The following is an 18,856-nucleotide window of genomic DNA, read 5'->3' as shown; positions in this document are numbered from 1 at the left end:
GATTTGCAGTAAATATTATGCTCATACAAAACGGGAACAAGCGTTTTTTGCCGTGTTTATCGTGCTGAGCAGTTACCTTCAACGTACTTATACGGACTCCGATTGTTTCGCCGACAACCCGGAACATCACCGGGTTGCCAGCTCCACGTCCGGAACCCGTTTTGCTCCTACTCGCTCCGCTCGGATTGAACGGGTTTTGTAACCCATTCAATCGGAGTCCGTATTAGTTGTTCAGGCGGGCCAGTTGTGCGCCGAACGCCGCCTCGTCGCGGGTGGGCAGGGCGCAGGTGCGGTTCACGCACACGAAGCCCAGCCCGCCGCCGGGGCGGGCCTCCAGCACGGGGAGGTCGCCGCCCGCCTCCGTGAAGGCCAGTGCCGTGAACGGGAGCGCGTGACGGGCCGCGACTGCCTCCAGCGGCGCGCGTTCCCCGGGCGTGCCGATGATGGCGACCTCGGTGTGCGGGGCGTGCAGGAACGCGGCGGCCTGCCACAGTCCCCCGAACCCCCCGGCGGCGGCCAGCATGTCGTGACGGAAGCTCTGCACGGTGCGCCGGGCGGTGTCCTCGGCTCCTGGCAGGGCGAAGTAGCGGTCCATCCACAGGGCCAGCAGCGCCCCGGCGGCGTTGTCGCTGATCACGGCGCTGTCAAAGCCCTGCGCCTGCCGGGTCAGCAGGGTCTCGGCGCGGCCGCCGGACGCCATGAACACGCCCGCCTCGTCGCTCCAGAAGTCCCGCTGCGTGACCTGCCACAACTCGCGCGCCCAGTGCAGGTCGGCGGGGTCGCCGCCCGCCTGGAACAGCGCCACGAGGCCCAGCGCGTACAGCGCGTGATCCTCCATCAGTCCCTCGGTGCGGGCCTGCGTGCCGCTCCAGGAGTGCCGGAGCGTGCCGTCCGGCAGTCGCAGGTGCGTGCGCACGAAGTCGGCGTTACGCCGCGCAATGTGCAGGTATTCCGGTTCCCGCAGGATGCGCGCCCCGTCCGCGAAGGCCGCCAGCGCCAGCCCGTTCCAGGAGGTCAGCACCTTGTCGTCCGTCCCGGGCTGCGTCCGCGCCTGGCGCGCCGCCAGCAGGCGCGCCTTCAGGGCGTCCAGGCGGGCCTGTACGTCCGCTTCCGGCTGCCCCAGCTCGGCCGCCAGACCCGGTACGGGGGCGGCCACGAACGGCACGCTGCGCCGCCCGTACGAGCGCTGGTGCGGGTCCTCGAAGTTACCGGGGTCCGTGATGCCCAGGTGCCGCGCGAGCAGCGCCGCGTCCTCCTCGTGGCCCGGCCCGAGCGCCGCCTGCACCTCGGCGGGCGTCCAGGTGAACGTCAGGCCCTCCACGCCGCCGCGCTCGGTGTGCGTGTCGGCGTCCTGCGCGCTGTAGAAACCCCCGTCCGGGGAGAGCATTTCGCGGCGCAGGTACTCCAGCGTGCCCCGCGCCGCCTGCGCGAACAGCCCGTCACCGCTGACCTGATACGCCCGCAGCAGGGTCCGCGTGAGCTGCGCGTTGTCGTACAGCATCTTCTCGAAGTGCGGCACCTGCCACGCGTCATCCACGCTGTAGCGGTGAAAGCCGCCGCCCAGCTGATCGTGCAGGCCACCCGCCAGCATGCGCCGCAGCGTGTGCAGGGCCATGTGCTGCCCGTCCGGGCGGGTCAGCAGGAAATCCAGGGTGGTGGGCGCCGGGAACTTCGGTGCCCCGCCGAAGCCCCCACGGTCCGCGTCGAACGTGCGCCGCAGGTTGTCCACGCCGCGTTCCAGCAGTTCCAGCCCGAACGACCCCTCAGACGGGCGGGGCTGGGCGGCCTCGCGCACGTGCGCCGTCAGCGCCTGCGCGTTCCCCAGCAAGGTGCTGCGCTCCTCGCGCCACGCACGCTCCACGCTGCCCATGACCCTCATGAAACTCGGCAGGCCGTGCCCGTCCTGCGGCGGGAAGTATGTGCCGGCGTAGAACGGTTCGCCCGCGTCCGTCAGGAACACCGTCATGGGCCAGCCGCCCTGCCCGGTCATGGCCTGCGTGGCCGCCATGTACACCGCGTCCACGTCCGGGCGCTCCTCGCGGTCCACCTTCACGTTCACAAAGTGCCGGTTCATGAACGCCGCCGTCGCCTCATCCTCGAAACTCTCGTGCGCCATGACGTGGCACCAGTGGCACGTGGAGTACCCCACGGACAGCAGCACCGGCACGCCGCGCCGTGAGGCCTCCGCGAACGCCTCCGGGCCCCACGGCCACCAGTCCACCGGGTTGGCGGCGTGCTGCGCGAGGTACGGGCTGCTTTCCTGGGCCAGTCGGTTCATACGCCCCACCCTAGAGCATGGGCCCGCGCCCACCCACCGGGCAACATGAACGTCAGCTCGTATGACCCTCACACCCACGCCCGCCCGCGCAGGCCCCACACTGGAGCGCATGCCCGAGCCCACACGCGCGACCCCCCCGGAATCACAGCCCGAGTTCCTGAATCCTGTCCGGGTTCGCGCGGGCTTCCGCCTGACGTTCGACGTGCCGTTTCCCACGCCCATGCTGTTCGTCGTGCAACCGGCCGACCGCCTGTACCCCACCGGCACCCGCCAGCGCATCGTGGAGCAGCAGGCGCTGGGCCAGGCGCAGGGCATTCAGACCTTCACGGATCAGCACGGCAATACCATCTGGCGCACCCTGGCTCCCGCCGGGACGTTCACGCTGGGGCATGACCTGATCGCCGAGATCACCCGCGACCCCGACCCTATCCTGCCAGAGCTGCCCAAAACCCCCGTGGAAGCCCTGCCGGACGAGACCCTCGCGTACCTGCTGCCCAGCCGCTACGTGGACAGCGACCTGATCAGTAACGACGCCTGGACCCGCTTCGGGAACGTTCAGGGCGGGTGGGCCACCGTGCAGGCCATCAGCGACTTTCTGTACGCCAGTTGCCAGTACGGCTCCGGCAGTACCAGCAGCACCACCGCCAGCCAGGCGCTCGACAGTGGCCGCGCCGTGTGCCGGGACTTCGCACACATGGGCGTCGCGTATTGCCGCGCCCTGAACATCCCCGCCCGCTACGTCTGCGGGTACCTGCCGGATATCGACATCGAACCCGACCCGGTCCCCATGGACTTCCACGCGTGGTTCGAGGCGTTCATCGACGGACAGTGGCGCACCTTCGACGCCCGCCACAACCGTCCCCGCGCCGGGCGTATTCTCATCGCGCAGGGCCGGGACGCCTCGGACGTGGCCTTCACCACCACCTTCGGAAACGCCCGCCTGACCAGCATGACCGTCTGGGCCGACGAAGCCCCGGACGGCATGACCCTGAGCGACCCGCCCAACCCGCGCGTGTTCTGATGCGGACTCCGATTGAATGGCTTATAAAGCGATTCAATCCGAGCGGAGCGAGTAGGAGCGGAGCGGGTTCCGGGCGTGGAGTTGACAACCCGGTGATGTTCCGGGTTGTCAACGAAACAAACGGAATCCGTATGACACGGGGCAGGAGCGGCCCGGGCGGACCTGCACAGGGGCCGCCCACTGGTAAACTCCCAGGTTATGGACCTCAAGGCTCAACTCAAACAGGCGGTCGAGACGGCCGCGGCCGGGCTTGGCGTGCCGCTCGACGTGGCGATTCAGGAAACCCCGGCCACCAAACCCGGCGATTACGGCACGCCCGCTGCGTTCCAGATCGCCAAGGTGATCGGCGGCAACCCCGCGCAGGTCGCGCAGCAACTGGCGCAGGCGGTCGTGCTGCCCCGGGGCATCAGGCGCGTGGAGGCCGCCGGGCCGTTCCTGAACTTCTTTGTGGACGTGGCCGCGTTCGTGCGCGGCGTGGTCGAGCAGCCCTCCTTCATGCCCGCCCAGGATCAGCAGGCTCTGGGCGGCAAGGTCGTGATCGAGCACACCAGCGTCAACCCGAACAAGGAACTGCACGTGGGGCACCTGCGCAACGTGGTCCTGGGCGACTCCATGGCCCGCATCTTCCGCGCGGCCGGGCACACGGTCGAGGTCCAGAATTACATCGACGACACCGGGCGTCAGGCGGCCGAGAGCCTGTTCGCCGCCGCGCACTACGGCCTGACCTGGGACGGCATTCAGAAGTACGATCACTGGATGGGCGAAGGCTACGTGCGCCTGAATGCCGACCCCGCCAAGGCCGACCTGGAAAGCGGAATCACGGCCATCATGCACCGCCTGGAAGCCGGTGAGCTGCGCAGCGAGGTCGAGAAGATCGTGCACGCGCACCTTCAGACCTGCTTTCGCCTGGGTGCCCGTTACGACCTGCTCGCCTGGGAGTCCGACGTGGTCGGCAGCGGTTTCCTCGGGCACGGCCTGAACATCCTTGAAGGCAGCCCGTTCACCAGCCACCCCACCGAGGGCAAGTTCGCCGGGGCGTTCGTGATGGACGTCTCTGCGTTCATGCCCAACCTGGAGGAATCGAACGTGGTGCTGCGCCGCACGGACGGCACCGCCATGTACGTCGCCAAGGACGTGGGGTACCAGTTCTGGAAGTTCGGCCTGTTCGAAGGCATGAAATTCAAGCCGTTCACCACCGACCCCGAGGGCAACACCATCTGGACCAGCGCCCCCGACGGCCAGCCCGACACCGAAGGTCGCTTCGGGCACGCGCAGGAGGTCATCAACGTGATCGACTCCCGCCAGGAGCACCCGCAGAAGATCGTCAAGGCGTCCCTGGGCGTGGCGGGCGAACCCGAGAAAGAAGCCCGCTCCATTCACCTGTCGTACGCCTTCGTGACCCTCGAAGGGCAGACCATCAGCGGCCGTAAGGGCGTGACCGTCAGCGCCGACGCCGCCATGGACGAGGCGCAGACCCGCGCCCTGGCGGCCCTCGCGGAACTCAACCCGGCCCTCGCCGCCCGCGATGACGCCGCCGAGATCGCCCGCCGCATCGGCACCGGCGCCATCCGATTCGCCATGCTCAAGGCCGAACCCACCCGCAAGATCGACTTCCGCTGGGAGCAGGCCCTCGCCCTGAACGGCGACACCGCCCCCTACGTGCAGTACGCCGCCGTGCGCGCCGCGAACATCATCCGCAGGGGCGCCGAGGCCGGGTACGCCACCGACGGCACCGGCGCCGCCTGGGACGCCCTGCCCGACATTGACCTTGCCCTCGCCAAGACCGTCGCCAAACTCCCGGAAGTCGTCGCGCAGAGTGTGCGCGCCCACAGCCCCCACCTGGTCGCGCAGTACGCGCTGGACCTCGCCACCGCCTTCAACGCCTGGTACAACGCCAAGGACCGGCAGGGCAAACCCGCCACGAACGTCCTGGCCAGCCCCGAGGGCCTGCGTGAAGCCCGCCTCGCGCTGGTAGGCCGCCTGCGCGTGGCCTTCGAGGAAACCCTGGCCCTGATCGGCATCGAGATTCCCGCCGCGATGTGAGACGGACCGCGGGTGATTCGGTGCAGTTCCGAAGCCATCTGAGCGAATGCGAGGCGGAGCAAAAAGGTGGGCGGCCCCGGTTCTGCGCGGGGCCGCCCATCTGCTGTCACGCCCGGGTTAGTTGACGCGGACGCTGTTGGCGAAGTTGCGCACGACCGCCTCGTTGCGGCTGTAGTCCTTGAGGTTCCCGGCGATGGTCATGACCAGCATGCGGCCGCCGACGCTGGTGACCATCAGTTCGCGGCGCAGTTCGTCGCCCTGGCTGGGGGTGGTGAACACGAACTGCGCCCAGGGGGAGCCGCCGAGCGTGACGAGGTTCGCCTTGAGGGTCTTGACGTTCGGCACCTGCGCGCGGATGACGCTGGGGAACTGCTCGACGAGTTTGGAGACCTCGTTCGCGGCGAGTTTGCTGGCGCGCCATTCGAACGCGACGCTGACCTTGCGGTCCTCGGTCATGAACACGGCGTCGGGGCGGCCGGCGGCGCCGGGGAAGGCGCTGCGGATTCCGGCGTCGCTGAGGGTCAGCAGTTTCGCGTTGGGTTCGACGGTCACGGGGACGGTGCCAAGCTTCACGGGGACGGCGGCTGCGGCGCCGGTCAGGAGGAGACCGGCGGCGAGCGTCAGGGGCAGGGAGCGGGGCTTCATGTCGTTGTCACCCTACGCGGTCGCCTGCCGGACCTCATGAACCCAACGTGAGGATCGTGCGGGCGCGTGACCTGCGCGCCCCCTGGCAGGGGGCGGCGTAGGCCGGGCAGCGGTCATGCCTGTTGCAGGCCACGCAGCACGAACCCGGCGGCGCGGCCGCCGATCATCATGCTCGTGGAGTTGGTGTTCGCGTGAATGATGCGCGGCATGACGCTCGCGTCCCCGACCCATAGGCCCTGCGTGCCGTGCACGGTCAGCGTCCGGCTGACCACTGCCTCGTCACCGTCGCCCAGCGCGGCCGTCCCGACCGGGTGGTACAACGTGGCGCATTCCTGCTGCACGTGGCGGCGCAGGCCCGCGTCGGTCCGCACGCCCTCGCCAGGCACGACTTCTGCGCCGCGCAGGCCCGACAGGGGAGAGGCGCCCGCCACCTCCCGCGCCTGGCGCACCCCCGCGATCAGGCTCTGCATGTCCCGCTCGTCCGACAGGTACGCCGGGTCGATGTGGGGCGCGGCGTGCGGATCGGCGGACGCCAGTGTGATACGCCCGCGACTGTGCGTGTCCACGAGCACCGGCCCGACCGAGAAGTGATTGCCGGGCTCGGTGGTGTCCCCGTGATTGCGGAAGTACGCCGGGCCGAAATGAAACTGGATGTCCGGGTCGTCCGTGCGGGGGTCCAGGCCGGGCCGGGCGTGCGAGAAGGCACTCGCCTCGGCCACGTTGCTGCTGAGCGGGCCGCTGCGGTTCCAGAGGTAGCGGGACAGCGCCTCGGCCTGCGGCACGCGGTCCAGTGACGTGAGGCGCGAGCGGGTGATGACCGGCACTGCCAGGTGATCCTGAAGGCCGCCGCCCACGCCGGGCAGGTTAACGCGCGTCTCGATGCCGTGCCGGTCCAGTTCGGCGCGTGGCCCGACGCCCGAAAGCATCAGCAGCTGAGGCGTCTGCACCGCGCCCGCCGCGAGCATCACCGCGCCTGCCGGGGCGTCCAGCGTGCGCCCCTGCCAGCGCAGCCGCACGCCCGCGGCGCGCAGCGTGCCCCCGCGCCCCGACCACAGAACCCGCAGGACGTGCGCGCCGGTCAGTACCGTCAGGTTCGGGTGGTTCAGGACAGGCCGCAGGAAGGCCCGGAACGCGCTGTAGCGCTCGCCGCGCCGGTGGTTGCTTTCCAGCAGGGCTGCGCCCTCCAGCACCCCGTCGTTGAAGGTCTGGGCGACCGGGATGCCCAGGCCCAGCGCCGCCGCCCGCACGAACGCCTCGCTCAGCGCGTGCGAACCGGCCCGCGCGCCCGCCGGCATCGGGCCGTCCGTGCCGCGCGCCTCTGACGGCTCGCCCTGAAAGGCCTCCTGCGCCTGGAATTCCGGTAGCACGTCCCTCCAGGTCCAGCCTTCGCCCCACCCGTCGAAATCGCGCCTGGAACCACGAATCCAGATGGTCGCGTTGATGGCGCTACTGCCGCCCAGCACCTTCCCGCGCGGCCAGTAGAACGCCCGGCCCCCGGCGTGTGCCTGCGGGGTGGTGGTCAGGTTCCAGTCCACGGCGCTGCGGAACAGTCTCGGGAACGCGCCGGGCGCCCGGATCAGGGGGCTGGAGTCCGGCCCGCCCGCCTCCAGCAGCAGGACCCGCAGTCCGGCGTCCAGCAGCCGCCGCGCCGCGACGCACCCGCCCGACCCGGCCCCAACAATCACGACATCCACGCGCCCGCGCGTATCCAGGGTATTCAGTTTCATTTGCACCGAGTATAAACCCAATGGGCACCGGGTGTAGACTCACCCTCGACCCGCAGGGGCCGCCGCCCGCTACACTCCCGGCATGAGTGGCCTGACGTTCCCCACCGGCTTTAGCGCCGCCGCCATGGCGGCCGGTATCAAACCCAGCGGCAAGGCCGATCTGAGCGGCGTGACCAGCGCCCATGACTGCACCTGGGCCTTTGCGGGCACGCGCAGCACCACCGCCGCCGCCTGCGTCACCCGTAACCGCGACCTGTACGCGCAGGGCACACCCGTGCGTGCCCTGCTGGTCAACGCCGGGAACGCGAACGCTGCCACCGGCCGTCGCGGCGCCAACGACAACGCCGACATGGCCGACGCGCTGGGCAGCGTCCTGAACGTGGACCCGGCAGCGGTCCTGACCGCCAGCACCGGCATCATCGGTCACCTGCTGCCCATGGACAGGGTCCTGAGCGGCATCGAGCACCTGCCGGACGAACTCGGCAGCGCCGCCGACCCCTTCGCCGCCGCGATCATGACCACCGACACGCACCCCAAGACCGCCAGCGTCACCCTGAGCAGCGGCGCGCGCATCGTCGGCACCGCCAAGGGCAGCGGCATGATCCACCCGGACATGGCCACCATGTTCGCCTTCGCCTTCACCGACGCCGCCATCGACCAGACGGCGCTGCGTGCGGCGTTCCCCGCCATCGTGAACCGTACCTTCAACGCCGTCACCGTTGACGGGGACACCAGTACCAACGACATGGCCGTCGTCCTGTGCAACGGACAGGCGGGGCCCGCCGACCTGAGCGAATTCCTGATCGCCCTGGAAGGCGTCATGCGGGACCTGGCCCGCCAGATCGCCGCCGACGGCGAGGGCGCTACCAAGCTCCTGACCGTGCAGGTCAGTGGCGCTGCCAGCGAGGCCGAAGCGCTGGCCGCCGCCCGCACCTGCTGCGTCAGCCCCCTGCTGAAAAGCGCCGTGCACGGCAACGATCCCAACTGGGGCCGCGTGATCATGGCGGTGGGCCGCAGCGGCGCACGGGTGGACACCGAACGCCTGACCGTCAGCGTGCAGGGCCACCCCGTGTTCGGCGGCAGACCGCTGCCGTACGACGACGCGCAGGTCAGCGCCAGCATGAAAGCCGACGAGGTGATCTTCACCGTGAACCTCGGGGTCGGCGACGCCAGCGGTGAGGCCTGGGGCTGCGACCTGAGCGCCGAGTACGTCAGCATCAACGCCGACTACACCACCTGAACGCCAGGCAAGCCCGTTCACGGTTCCTTGCTGGTCACGCGGCCGTGCACTGCGCGCGGCGTAGGGTGCTTATACGGACTCCGATTGAATGGGCTGTAAAGACCATTCAATCCGAGCGGAGCGAGTAGGAGAAAAGCGGGTTCCGGACGTGGAGTTGGCAACCCGGTGCCCTCCCGGGTTGTCAACGAAACAAACGGAATCCGTATTGCATGTCAAGTTCCGATGCTTCCCTCGCTCGCGGCTCGGCGCTGGCGCGTCCGCTGGACTTCTCGTACCCATCGAATCGGGTCGCGGCGGCCGGGAGTGTCGGGGCGGGGCTGGTGGCTGCCGCGTTCGGGCGGCCCTGGGCGCAGGCGGCGGGCGTGGCGGGCGCGGCATTCCTGGCATGGGCCACCGCGCGGGAATTGGACCCGGACCACCCGGTGACGGCCAATGGGGCGCTGCCGGTCGCGGCGGCCGTGGCCCTGCTGGGCGGCGCGGGCAACCCCCTGGCGGGACTGGCGGTCCTGAGCGGCGTGCGCCTGATCGCGGGCACGACCGGCGAGCCTGCCACCCGCACCGATCACGCCGGTCTGCTGCAATCCCTGCTGGCCGCAGTGTCGGGTGAGCGGGCAGCGGCGCTGCTGGTGGGGGCCGCGCCGCTGCTCACGCCGGTGGCGCGCAGTCCCATCCCGGCCGCCGGAGCCTTGATGCCCACACTGGCTCGCCGCGCCGGATTCTCGTGGGGGTCGGCGCTCCTGGCTGCGTCCGTCCTGCCCCTGGCCCGTACCCTGAGCGCCCCCGAAGCGGTCACGAGTCCCTGCGACCGCGCCTCCCGGCCCGTGCGCGCCGCCGAATTACAACTGGCGCGGCACGCAGCCGCCCTTACCCTGGGCGCTGGCCTGCTGACGCGCCGCACGCGGGGGCTGGTGCCGCTGGCCGCCGCACTCCTGACGGTCGCCGCCCGGCGGGCAGGCAGCCGACCCTGACACAGACCCCGGTTCGGAGGGCCGCACGACCTTGCATCCCCAACTCACCCGGACAGAGTTGCCGCACGGCCAGCAGGAGATAAACGGAATACTGTGGAGTTGGCAATCCAGTACCGTGACGGGTTTTTCCTGAAATTGACGGCGGCCGTCCGACCTGCGTTGACCTGACCTTCATGCGGGGGGTCGGGGTTCACGGAACAGTCTGTGATCTGACACCCCGCCCGGCTCCCTGCTTCTAGGCTGGGTGTATGACAGGACTCGCCCGGCAGGTCACACTGGTGCTCGCCACCCTTCTGACCCTCACCATGAACTACCTCAGTAATGCACTGCCTCTGTTCGGTCGTTCAAACAAGATGGTCAGTGACGCCCTCCCAAACGCCTTCACGCCAGCAGGTCTGACGTTCGCGGTCTGGGGCCCCATCTTCCTGGGATTGGTGATCTTCGCGGTGTACCAGGCCCTGCCCGCCCAGCGGGGCACGCGGTACGACCGGCTGTTCTGGCCGTTCCTGCTGAGCAACCTGCTGAACAGCGCATGGTTGCTGGCCTTCCAGAGCCTGAACCTCGCGCTAAGCGTTCCGGTGATGCTGGCCCTGCTGGGCAGTCTCGTGTGGCTGTACCTGACGGTGCGCGCACTGCCCCCCCAGCGAGCGGAACACTGGACCCTGCAACTGCCAGTCAGCCTTTACCTCGGGTGGATCAGTGTCGCCACCATCGCCAACATCACGGCGTTCCTCGTCAGTGCGGGGGTCACGGGCGGCGCGCTGGGTATCAGCGCCCCCGTCTGGAGCGCCCTGCTGGTCGTGATTGCCGCCGTGATCGGCGTGTTCTTCCTCGGGCGCTTTCACGATTACGCCTTTGCGGCCGTCCTGCTGTGGGCTTTCTACGGCGTGTACGCTGCCCGGCCGGACCTCTCCACTGTCGTCACGGGCGTGTTGGTGGGCGCCGTGATCGTCGTCCTCGCAGCCCTGCTGAGCCTTCGCCGTCCCGCCAGGCCCCTCTCAGCCTGACGCTTGATAGGAGACCGTTGCTATCAGATGACGGCCGCTTCATCGCCCACTCACCCCCGAGGCCCGCAGCCGTTAGACTGCGGGCCAATGCCTGCGTCCGACACGCCCCTCGCCCTGATCGGCTACCCAGCCCCAGCGGCCCGCGCCCTGCGTGATCTGGGCCTGATTGCCGTGAACATCCCCACAGACGACACCCGCGCCGTCATGGACGCCTGCCGCGCCCTGCACTTCACAGGCGCGCTGGTGCACGACAGCCAGCAGATCCACCTGCTGGACGCCGTCACGCCCGACACCACCGCCCGCCGCGTGGGCCGCGTGGACGCCATCTCGTTCGCGGGCGAACCGCATGGTACCTTCGCCCTCAGCGACGCCCTGACCGACACCCTGGAAGCCAGCGGGTACGCCACGCGCGGCGCGGCCGCCCTGCTCGTCGGCACAGACGCCCACGACCTCGCCCTGGCCCTCCCGCTGGCCCGGCTGGGCTTTACCGCCATCGGCGTCGCCGCCGAGAGCCTCCCGGAAGCCGAACGCGCCGTGCGTGACCTGCCAGCCGGCCTGCGCGCCTTCCCGCTCAGCCGCCGCGACCCCTCCTGCCAGGGCTTCGCGGAACGCGCCGACCTGATCGTCCTGACCGGCGGTCCCCTCCCCACCGGCCTGATTCAGCCGTACCACACCCTGATCGACCTGACCGGCCGCATCAACGCAGAACGCAGCGGCGCCAGCAGCATCGACCTCAGCCGCCTGCCGCTGCGCCGCCTCGCCCGGCAACTCGCCCACGCCACCGACCAACGCTTCCACCCGGATGAACTCGAACCCGTCCTGCCTGCCCTGAGCAGCTGAGACGGATTCCGATTGATTCGCTGCAGTTCTGAATCCATCCGAGCGGACGCGAGTTGGGATAGCAGACGGATTGGGCGGTATAGAGGCGCAGGCGGCGCTTTTCCGACTGTGGTGGAATGAAGCGGAATCCGTATCAGACGCTCAGTTGCACGATCAGGCGTTCCAGGGCCACTCCGGCGTCCAGGCCGCGTTTCATGGCGAGGTCGGCGGCCAGGATGCGTTCCAGGTGCGTGCGGATCTTGGCTTCATTCAGGCGTCGGGCAACGTCCAGGGCTTTCTTGGCGGGGTAGGGTTTCACGCCGAGTTTCTGCGCGGCGACAGCTTCGGTCACGCGGGCGTCCTGCTGTTGCAGGGCGACGCAGCGGGCCACGAGACTGTACTGCCAGACGACGGCGCCCATCAACTTGAAGGGGTCCTCGCCGGACGCCAGCAGGCGGCGCAGTTGCGTGACGGCCTCGCCGGGGCGGCCGGCGGTGGCGGCGCCCAGCATGGCGAAGCTGTCGCCCGGCGGTTCGCGGCCCACGACGCGCTGCACGGTCTCGCGGGTGAACGGGCCGTCCAGCAGAGCGAGTTTGTTCAGTTCCCCGGCGATGCCCGCCAGATCAGAGCCGAACACCTCGGCAAGGTAGGCGCCCGCGTCCCGGTCGAGGTTCAACCTGGCCTTCTTACAGCGCTGCGCGACCCAGCCGGTTACGTCACCAGGTCGGCTCGGGGCGGGGGAGGGCACGGTCTCGCCGCGAGCCTCGTACACCTTGAGGCGCGTGGCGGGCGGACTCTCGTCGAGGACGGCGACCGTGACGGCTGCCGAGGCCAGCAGTTCCAGCAGGGCCTTGTCGGGCTTTACCCCGGCGAGGTCCACGATCACCCCACCGTCACCGAACAGACCGGGACTCAGATGGGGACTGAGGGTCTCGGGCGTCACGTCGTCCCCGGCCAGTCTGGGCAGGTCACGGGCGTTCAGGCCGCGCGCGCGCAGGGTGTCGCGCAGGGTCTCGTCCGCCAGGAAGGGATGGCCGGTAAACGCGATCAGGCTCACGCTGGCAGGTCCGTGACCGGGTGGTCCGTGCCCAGCGCCGGGGGGGCCGTGGGGAGCGGCAGGGGCGGCAGGCCCAGTTCCAGGCGCGCCGAGCACAGGTGACGCTGCATCTCGGCGGCACTCAGGGGCCGCTGGGCGCGGTCCCGCGACAGTGCCGAGCGCATCAGGGGATGCAGGGGTTCCGGGCCGGGGAGTTCGGCGCGGCGGTCGCGGATGCCGGCCAGCCAGCCGAGCGCGTCCTCGTAGGGGGGGTGCCCGGCCAGGCAGTCGAACAGCAGCACGCCCACCGAGTACAGGTCGCTGCGCGGGTCGCCGCGCACGCCCAGGAACTGCTCGGGTGCCATGAAGTGCGGGGTGCCCATGCGGGTGCCGCTGTGAATGTCCAGCGGCAGGGACCGCGAATGACTCATGCCGAAGTCGATCAACCGCACGTTGTACCAGCGGGCCTCGCCGTGCGCAAGCATCACGTTCTCGGGTTTCAGATCGTGGTGCGTCACGCCCCGGGCGTGCAGGTACGCCACAGCGCTCAGGACGCTACTGGCCACCTCCGTGGCTTCATCCTCACCCAGGCGACTGCGTTCCAGGCGTTCGCGCAGCGTGCCGCCGGTCACGAACGGAAAGATCAGTTGCGTGGGCGTGATGGCCAGCGGCGACACGACCAGCGGGTGGTGCAGACTGGCGGCCACGCGGCCCTCGTGCAGGAAACGGGCCTGCGAGTCGGGGTCGGCGGCAGCCAGGGTCTTGACGAACACAGGCTGGCCGTTCCATTCGGCCGATTCGCTGTACACGCCGGGTTGTTCGGCCAGCGGCGACCGGTTGGTCAACGGTTGGGTGATCTGGAATTCCTGCATGAAGCTCACTAACGTTAAGTCTTTCACGTTCACCCGGTTTAATAGCAGAGCGAGACACACTTGCACCCGCACCCTTCCCGCTGCCGTCCAGGCTGATGCGGACTGACGTCGGTTGCGTTCACCACTCAGGGCACCGGCAGGCGGCAACTTCAGGTCCGGAATCCGCCTGTCGCCCATCCGCTCTGCGGCGCGGCTCTGCGAGTCCACTCGGCTTGTCCGCTCGGGTTGAAGGTGTTGCCACCCTGTCGGCCGGCCTCCATGACACGGACTGCGCTCCACTGCGCCACAGTCGGAAAAGCGCCGCCTGCGGCTCCATTCCGTGAAGGGGCGTACGCTGTTCCTCCTCGCATCCGCTCGGATTCATCCGGAAGTGCAGCGAATCAATCGGAATCCGTATGACCGGTGCTCTAGGGCCGCACGCCACCCGCCCGCGCTTCCGCTTCCGGCAGTGGCAGCGCGGCTGCCCGGTCGAAGAACCCTACCAGTCGCCGCGCCACGGCAGTCGAGAACCGGTTCCCGCCCAGGTGCGGCCCATTCAGCGGAATGAACTCGCTGACGCCCGGCTGCGCGCGGCCCAGCAGCCGGTCGGTGTTCAGGGTGGCTCTTACAGTCGTGTCGTCCAGGCTGTTCACCACGAACAGTGGCATGGGCGGCGCGGCCATCACCTGCACGAGCGGGTTCAGGTCAGGCCCCGGCCGCGTTCCCAGCCGGTACGCCGCGTCAATCTCTGCGCGGCGCGTCACGTCAGAGCCCCAGGCGCGCTCCAGGTCGGCCCAGGCGTCAATCAGCGCCACACCGGACACCGGGTACGGCGCGCCGGGCAGGGCGCTGCGCAGCGCCATCAACCCACCCATGCTCAGGCCCAGCGCGTACGTGCGCCCACTCCAGTGGAAGCGGCGCGTGGCGGTCGCGTGCGCCACGCCCACGGTACTCAGGGCGCCGGGACTGCCCCAGGTGGCCGGGCCGCCGTCACCGGACAGCAGCACGGCGTAGTTGGCGCGGAGCAGCGCCGCCACCAGCGTGCCTGCCTGTGGACTGTCCCGCAGCCGCTCGGCGGACTGCGCGCGCGGGTGCGAGACCACCACCAGCGCGCAGGCCCGTTCGGGGCACCCGGCTGGCACCTGCAGGTAGGAGGAATGCGCCCCGCCCACCGACACCCACGTGCCGGGCCGCGCCCACGCCCCGGGCATGGTTTCCGTGGTGGTGCGTGGCGGCGTGGTGGGAGCGACCGGGCGGTTGGGAGTGGGCGGCAGGGTGCCCAGCAGGGCGCTGCCGCGCGGGGTAGCCTGAACGGCCGCGCTGGCCGCCGCAGACGCAGCCAGCCCGCTCAGGGCGAGGGTAAGCACGGACACGCACAGGACAGAGACCTTCACGGAGCGTGACTGTAGCGCGTTCCGCTGCCATGAGTCTGACGTGCGGGGCTCAGCGGCCGAACAGCAGGGTACTCAGGCGGTTCAGGGGGGCCGTCAGCAGCAGGCGGCCCAGTAGCGCCGGTAACAGCAGCGCGCTCAGGGCGTACACGCCGCACAGCAGCGCCACGTTCAGCGCCGTTCCGCCGGGTGGCCAGCGCGTTTCGAGCCACTGGAGCAGCGCCGGGTGCAGCAGGTAGATCTGCAGGCTGACGCTGCCCAGCACGGCCAGGCCCCTGCGCAGACGCAGGCGGCTGCCCTCAAGCCACTGCGCCAGCCCCAGCAGGGTCACGGCCATCAGGGTCGTGAACGCCCACGCGGCCGCGTTGTACTCCAGCGGCGCGACGGGCGTTCCGCGGACGAACGACATGGCCGCCGGAAGGTACCACGCGAACGACGCCACCAGCAGGGTCAGGATCACGGCCCGCCGCCGCCGCCACCACGCCGGGAACTCATCCAGTCGTGCCCCGACCGCCATGCCTACCAGGACCGGCAACAGGTACCACAGCGCCGAGCTGGCCGGAAACGGCAGCCGTAGCTCGCTGCGGTTCAGGAAGTACGCACCCAGTTGCACACCCGCGCCGACTACCAGGGTCAGCGAGATGCTGGGTTTCAGGCGCGCCAGCGGCAGCAGCAGCGGAATCAGTACGTACACCTGGAGTGCCACCAGCAGGAAGTACAGGTGGTAACTGGCCTTGCCGTACAGCAGGTACAGCGTCACCTTGTCCGGGTCGGTCAGGGTCGAGGCGGGCCGCTGCCCCGTCCACACGTACCACAGCATGTACAGCCCGCTCCACAGCAGGTACGGCCACGCGCCGCGCGTCAGCCGCCGCCAGAAGTACTGGCCCGGCGCGAAGCGTTTCAGGAGACTGCGGGTCAACACGACGGCCGACAGGAACACGAAGGCCGGCACCGCGAAATGCAGCGTCCGGTTCACCAGCGCGATCAGTTCGTGCATCTGCGACCCGGGCGTCAGGTGCCGCAGCGCCACGCCGGACGCGTGGTGCACGACCACCTCGGTGATCGTGAGGCCCCGGAACACGTCGATACTCGTGAGGGAGGGAGCACTTTTCGCTGCGGGGGCCCGCGCGCCGTCCGCCGCCGGGATCGCCGCGACCGGCGCAGCTTCAGACGCAGCGTGAGGAAGGGAAGGCGGGATGACGGGCTCAGGCATGAACGTCCCACCGTAGCGCATCCGTCCCCGAACGAAGCTGAGAAACGAACACTGCCTGAAGAACGGACAGGGCCGCCGACCCACCGCGCGGCGCGCTGGTTACCGTGGCGGTCAGGATCGTCCGCGCACCTCGAAGCCAGCGGCCGCCAGGATGCCAGCGGCCCGCTGCACGTCCTCGGGGGATTCCAGGCCCAGGCGAACGGCGCCGCCGTCCTCGCGGATGGCGAGGACCTCGATATCCTTGATGTTCACGCTGTGCGCGCCGAGCGTCTGCGTGACCGCGCCCAGCTGGTTCGGGCGGTCCGGGACGGCCACGACCAGATCGTGCCGCTGCGGCAGCAGGCTGCGCTTGACGATGGGCAGGCTGTCGCGGGTGCGTTTGCCTTCCAGCGCGGCAGCCAGCAGTTCCTCGGGTTCTTCCAGGTCCTCCTCGAGCCGCTGGAGTTGCCGCCGGAACCGGCCCAGGGCCTCGCGTAGGGCCGCCTTGTTCTCCACGACCATGTCGCGGCTCATGCGGGGGTCGCCGCTCGCCACGCGCGTCAGGTCACGGAAGCCCCCGGCGGCCAGCAGGCTCAGGCGCTCGTCCCGGGCGACCATGTGCGTCAGCGCCAGGCTCGCCAGGTACGGCAGGTGACTGACGGTCGCGACGAGCGCGTCGTGCGCGTCGGGCGGCATCACGACCGGCGCGCCGCCCAGCGCCTCGACCAGCGTGCGCGCGCGGCTCAGGGCGGTCAGGGGCGTGTGATCGGTGGGGGTCAGCACCCACACGGCGTTCTCCAGCAGGGCCGCGCGCGCGTGCGCCACGCCGCCCCGCTCACTGCCAGCCATCGGGTGGCCCGCCACGAAGGACCGCACGCCCAGCCGCTCCATCTCAGCGGCAATGCCGCCTTTCACGCTGCCCACGTCCGTCACGAGCGCCTGCGGGTTCAGGAACGGCGCGAGGTCACGGGCCAGCGGGGCCAGCGCCCGCATCGGCGCGGCCAGTACCACCAGGTCTGCCGCGCGCAGCCACTCGCCCGGGGCGGCCTGAATCTCGTCAACCACGCCCAGCGCCAGCGCCTCGCGCAGCACTTCGGCGCTGGCGTCCAGTCCGATCACGCGCCGCGCCAGCAGCCGCTGCCGGAGCCCCAGCGCCACGCTCCCGCCGATCAATCCCACGCCCGCCACCACCGCCGTCTCGAACAGGACAGGCGGATCAGGCGTGCTGGATGGATCGAACGTCATGACGGCGAGGCTAGCACGCCCCCGCAACCCGCCCGGTCAGGGCGTCTGAACACGTCGGGGCACGCGGGCGGTGAACCGGAGCGGACAGGAGGGAGGACCGTGCAGGGCTGGTGCGCGCACGGCTCCCAGCCGAGACACAAGGCCGTCTGTTCCGTTGCCAGTCGCTGGGCGGCGCAGCTCTGCGAGTCCGCCCGGGCTGACGGTTTCTGCACCCCTTTCGACCGGAGCCCGCCTCCTGGACCCGCCCCCTGCTAGATTCCGCTGGTGCCTGGACCTGAAGTGCTGCTGTACGGCCTGCCGCTCGCCTTCGTGGCGGGCTTTATCGACGCGGTGGCGGGGGGCGGCGGCACGATCACCCTGCCGACCCTGTTCCTGATGGGCCTCAGTCCGGCGCAGGTGGTCGCCACGAACAAACTGCTGGCGATCTTCGGGTCCGGTAGCGCCACCGTGCAGTACTGGCGCAAGGGCCACGTGGAGCGGGCGCTGGTGCTGCGACTGATCCCGCTGGCCCTGACCGGCAGCGCGCTGGGGGCGTTCCTGGTGCAGTTCGTGGACCCGGACGCCTTTCGCACCCTGGTCGGCGTGGTCATCCTGGGCGTGGGCGCGCTCGTCCTGGCGAACAGGTCGTTCGGCCTGGAGGACCGTTACCCCGGCCTCGGCGCCCGGACGCTGGCGCTCACGTTGCCCGGCGCCCTGATCATCGGCGTGTACGACGGTTTCCTCGGGCCGGGCACCGGGACGTTCCTGATGTTCCTGTTCGCCCTGGCGGGCTTCAATCTGGTGCGGGCCAGCGGGAACGCCCGGACCATCAACTTCGCCACGAACCTGGGCGCGTTCGTGTTTTTCCTGATCGGCGGGCAGATGGTCTGGTGGATCGGGCTGCCCATGGGCGTCGCCAACGCGCTGGGGGCCGCGCTGGGCGCCCGCATGGCGATGCTGCGCGGCAGCGCCTTCGTGAAGTGGATGTACGGCGTGATCGTCGTGCTGGTCGCCGCGCGCCTGTTCCTGTTCCGGTAGCAGGCGCGGGCCGGGAGGCGCGGCGACCGCGTGTTGACCCGTGACCGTGCCGGGGCTTCCGGTGTGAGTCGGTGCGGAGCGGCAGAATACGAGCATGACCCATCCCAGTGGAATGCAGCAGGCCATCCTCGCCGGCGGGTGCTTCTGGTGCACCGAGGCGGTCCTCAGGGACGTGCGCGGCGTGCAGAGCATCGAGAGCGGCTACATCGGCGGCCACACCCCCAACCCCGACTACCGCAGCGTGTGCAGCGGCACCACCGGGCACGCCGAGGCGGTCCGCGTGACCTTCGACCCGGCGCAGGTGGACTTCAGGGACCTGCTGGGCCTGTTCTTCGCCACGCACGACCCGACCAGCCTGAACCGTCAGGGCGCAGAC

Annotated in this window: 17 protein-coding genes; 9 read left to right on the top strand and 8 right to left on the bottom strand. The window is 70.0% G+C overall.

Annotated elements, in window-relative coordinates; genetic code table 11:
- The coding region (locus tag QZ271_RS00605) for a hypothetical protein (protein ID WP_291428000.1) at positions 1-202 on the top strand (202 nt) is incomplete at its 5' end.
- A 21-nt stretch (positions 203-223) separates the two neighbouring features.
- On the opposite strand, the gene QZ271_RS00600 is transcribed toward QZ271_RS00605, so the two are convergent.
- Complete coding sequence (locus QZ271_RS00600; RefSeq protein WP_291427998.1) at positions 224-2,278, bottom strand: thioredoxin domain-containing protein; 2,055 nt, start codon at positions 2,276-2,278, stop codon at positions 224-226.
- Between the two features lie 109 nt (positions 2,279-2,387).
- Here QZ271_RS00600 and QZ271_RS00595 point away from each other — a divergent pair, with 109 nt between their 5' ends.
- Complete coding sequence (locus tag QZ271_RS00595) at positions 2,388-3,299, top strand: transglutaminase family protein (protein WP_291427996.1); 912 nt, start codon at positions 2,388-2,390, stop codon at positions 3,297-3,299.
- Between the two features lie 198 nt (positions 3,300-3,497).
- Positions 3,498-5,342 carry an arginine--tRNA ligase gene (locus tag QZ271_RS00590; RefSeq protein WP_291427995.1) on the top strand — a complete coding sequence of 615 codons (1,845 nt, stop codon included), beginning with the start codon at positions 3,498-3,500 and terminating at the stop codon, positions 5,340-5,342.
- A 117-nt stretch (positions 5,343-5,459) separates the two neighbouring features.
- Here QZ271_RS00590 and QZ271_RS00585 read toward each other — a convergent pair whose 3' ends face one another.
- Together QZ271_RS00585 and QZ271_RS00580 are read right to left on the bottom strand one after the other, a co-directional pair.
- A complete protein-coding gene (locus QZ271_RS00585; RefSeq protein ID WP_291427994.1) occupies positions 5,460-5,987 on the bottom strand; it encodes a hypothetical protein in 528 nt (175 codons plus the stop codon).
- 113 nt (positions 5,988-6,100) lie between these two features.
- Positions 6,101-7,714 (bottom strand): GMC family oxidoreductase, encoded by a 1,614-nt coding sequence (locus QZ271_RS00580; RefSeq protein ID WP_291427992.1) that lies wholly within the window; start codon positions 7,712-7,714, stop codon positions 6,101-6,103.
- Positions 7,715-7,796: 82 nt separating this feature from the next.
- Between QZ271_RS00580 and argJ the strand changes: the two genes are divergently transcribed.
- The 4 genes from argJ (at position 7,797) to QZ271_RS00560 (ending at position 11,769) form a co-directional block, all read left to right on the top strand.
- On the top strand, positions 7,797-8,954 hold the full coding sequence (gene argJ / locus QZ271_RS00575; RefSeq protein WP_291427991.1) for a bifunctional glutamate N-acetyltransferase/amino-acid acetyltransferase ArgJ: 1,158 nt from the start codon (positions 7,797-7,799) through the stop codon (positions 8,952-8,954).
- A 209-nt stretch (positions 8,955-9,163) separates the two neighbouring features.
- Positions 9,164-9,922, top strand: coding sequence for a hypothetical protein (locus QZ271_RS00570; RefSeq protein WP_291427989.1), 759 nt, complete (start codon positions 9,164-9,166; stop codon positions 9,920-9,922).
- 248 nt (positions 9,923-10,170) lie between these two features.
- Positions 10,171-10,929: a tryptophan-rich sensory protein gene (locus tag QZ271_RS00565; protein WP_291427987.1), complete on the top strand. Its 759-nt coding sequence runs from the start codon at positions 10,171-10,173 to the stop codon at positions 10,927-10,929.
- Between the two features lie 87 nt (positions 10,930-11,016).
- The gene (locus tag QZ271_RS00560) at positions 11,017-11,769 is read left to right on the top strand and encodes a shikimate dehydrogenase (protein ID WP_291427985.1); all 753 of its coding nucleotides are present in this window, start codon (positions 11,017-11,019) and stop codon (positions 11,767-11,769) included.
- A 133-nt stretch (positions 11,770-11,902) separates the two neighbouring features.
- Here the strand turns inward: QZ271_RS00560 and holA are convergent, their stop codons facing one another.
- From holA to QZ271_RS00535, 5 genes are all read right to left on the bottom strand, one after another.
- Complete coding sequence (gene holA, locus QZ271_RS00555; protein ID WP_291427983.1) at positions 11,903-12,805, bottom strand: DNA polymerase III subunit delta; 903 nt, start codon at positions 12,803-12,805, stop codon at positions 11,903-11,905.
- On the bottom strand, positions 12,802-13,683 hold the full coding sequence (locus QZ271_RS00550; protein ID WP_291427982.1) for a serine/threonine-protein kinase: 882 nt from the start codon (positions 13,681-13,683) through the stop codon (positions 12,802-12,804). Before QZ271_RS00550 ends, holA begins: the two co-directional genes overlap by 4 nt.
- 380 nt (positions 13,684-14,063) lie before the next feature.
- Positions 14,064-15,029: an alpha/beta hydrolase gene (locus tag QZ271_RS00545; RefSeq protein ID WP_291427980.1), complete on the bottom strand. Its 966-nt coding sequence runs from the start codon at positions 15,027-15,029 to the stop codon at positions 14,064-14,066.
- 49 nt (positions 15,030-15,078) lie between these two features.
- Positions 15,079-16,239 (bottom strand): acyltransferase, encoded by a 1,161-nt coding sequence (locus tag QZ271_RS00540; protein ID WP_291427978.1) that lies wholly within the window; start codon positions 16,237-16,239, stop codon positions 15,079-15,081.
- 111 nt (positions 16,240-16,350) lie between these two features.
- Complete coding sequence (locus tag QZ271_RS00535) at positions 16,351-17,463, bottom strand: prephenate dehydrogenase (RefSeq protein ID WP_291427976.1); 1,113 nt, start codon at positions 17,461-17,463, stop codon at positions 16,351-16,353.
- 264 nt (positions 17,464-17,727) lie between these two features.
- Between QZ271_RS00535 and QZ271_RS00530 the strand changes: the two genes are divergently transcribed.
- Together QZ271_RS00530 and msrA are read left to right on the top strand one after the other, a co-directional pair.
- Positions 17,728-18,480, top strand: a complete 753-nt coding sequence (locus QZ271_RS00530; protein ID WP_291427975.1) for a TSUP family transporter — start codon at positions 17,728-17,730, stop codon at positions 18,478-18,480.
- A 94-nt stretch (positions 18,481-18,574) separates the two neighbouring features.
- On the top strand, positions 18,575-18,856 hold a 282-nt coding region (gene msrA, locus QZ271_RS00525; RefSeq protein WP_291427973.1), incomplete at its 3' end, for a peptide-methionine (S)-S-oxide reductase MsrA.

The organism is Deinococcus sp. (assembly GCF_018260555.1).
GTDB lineage: Bacteria > Deinococcota > Deinococci > Deinococcales > Deinococcaceae > Deinococcus.
Note: the sequence above shows the minus strand (reverse complement) of the source record. Positions and strands in the feature narration are given on the sequence as shown.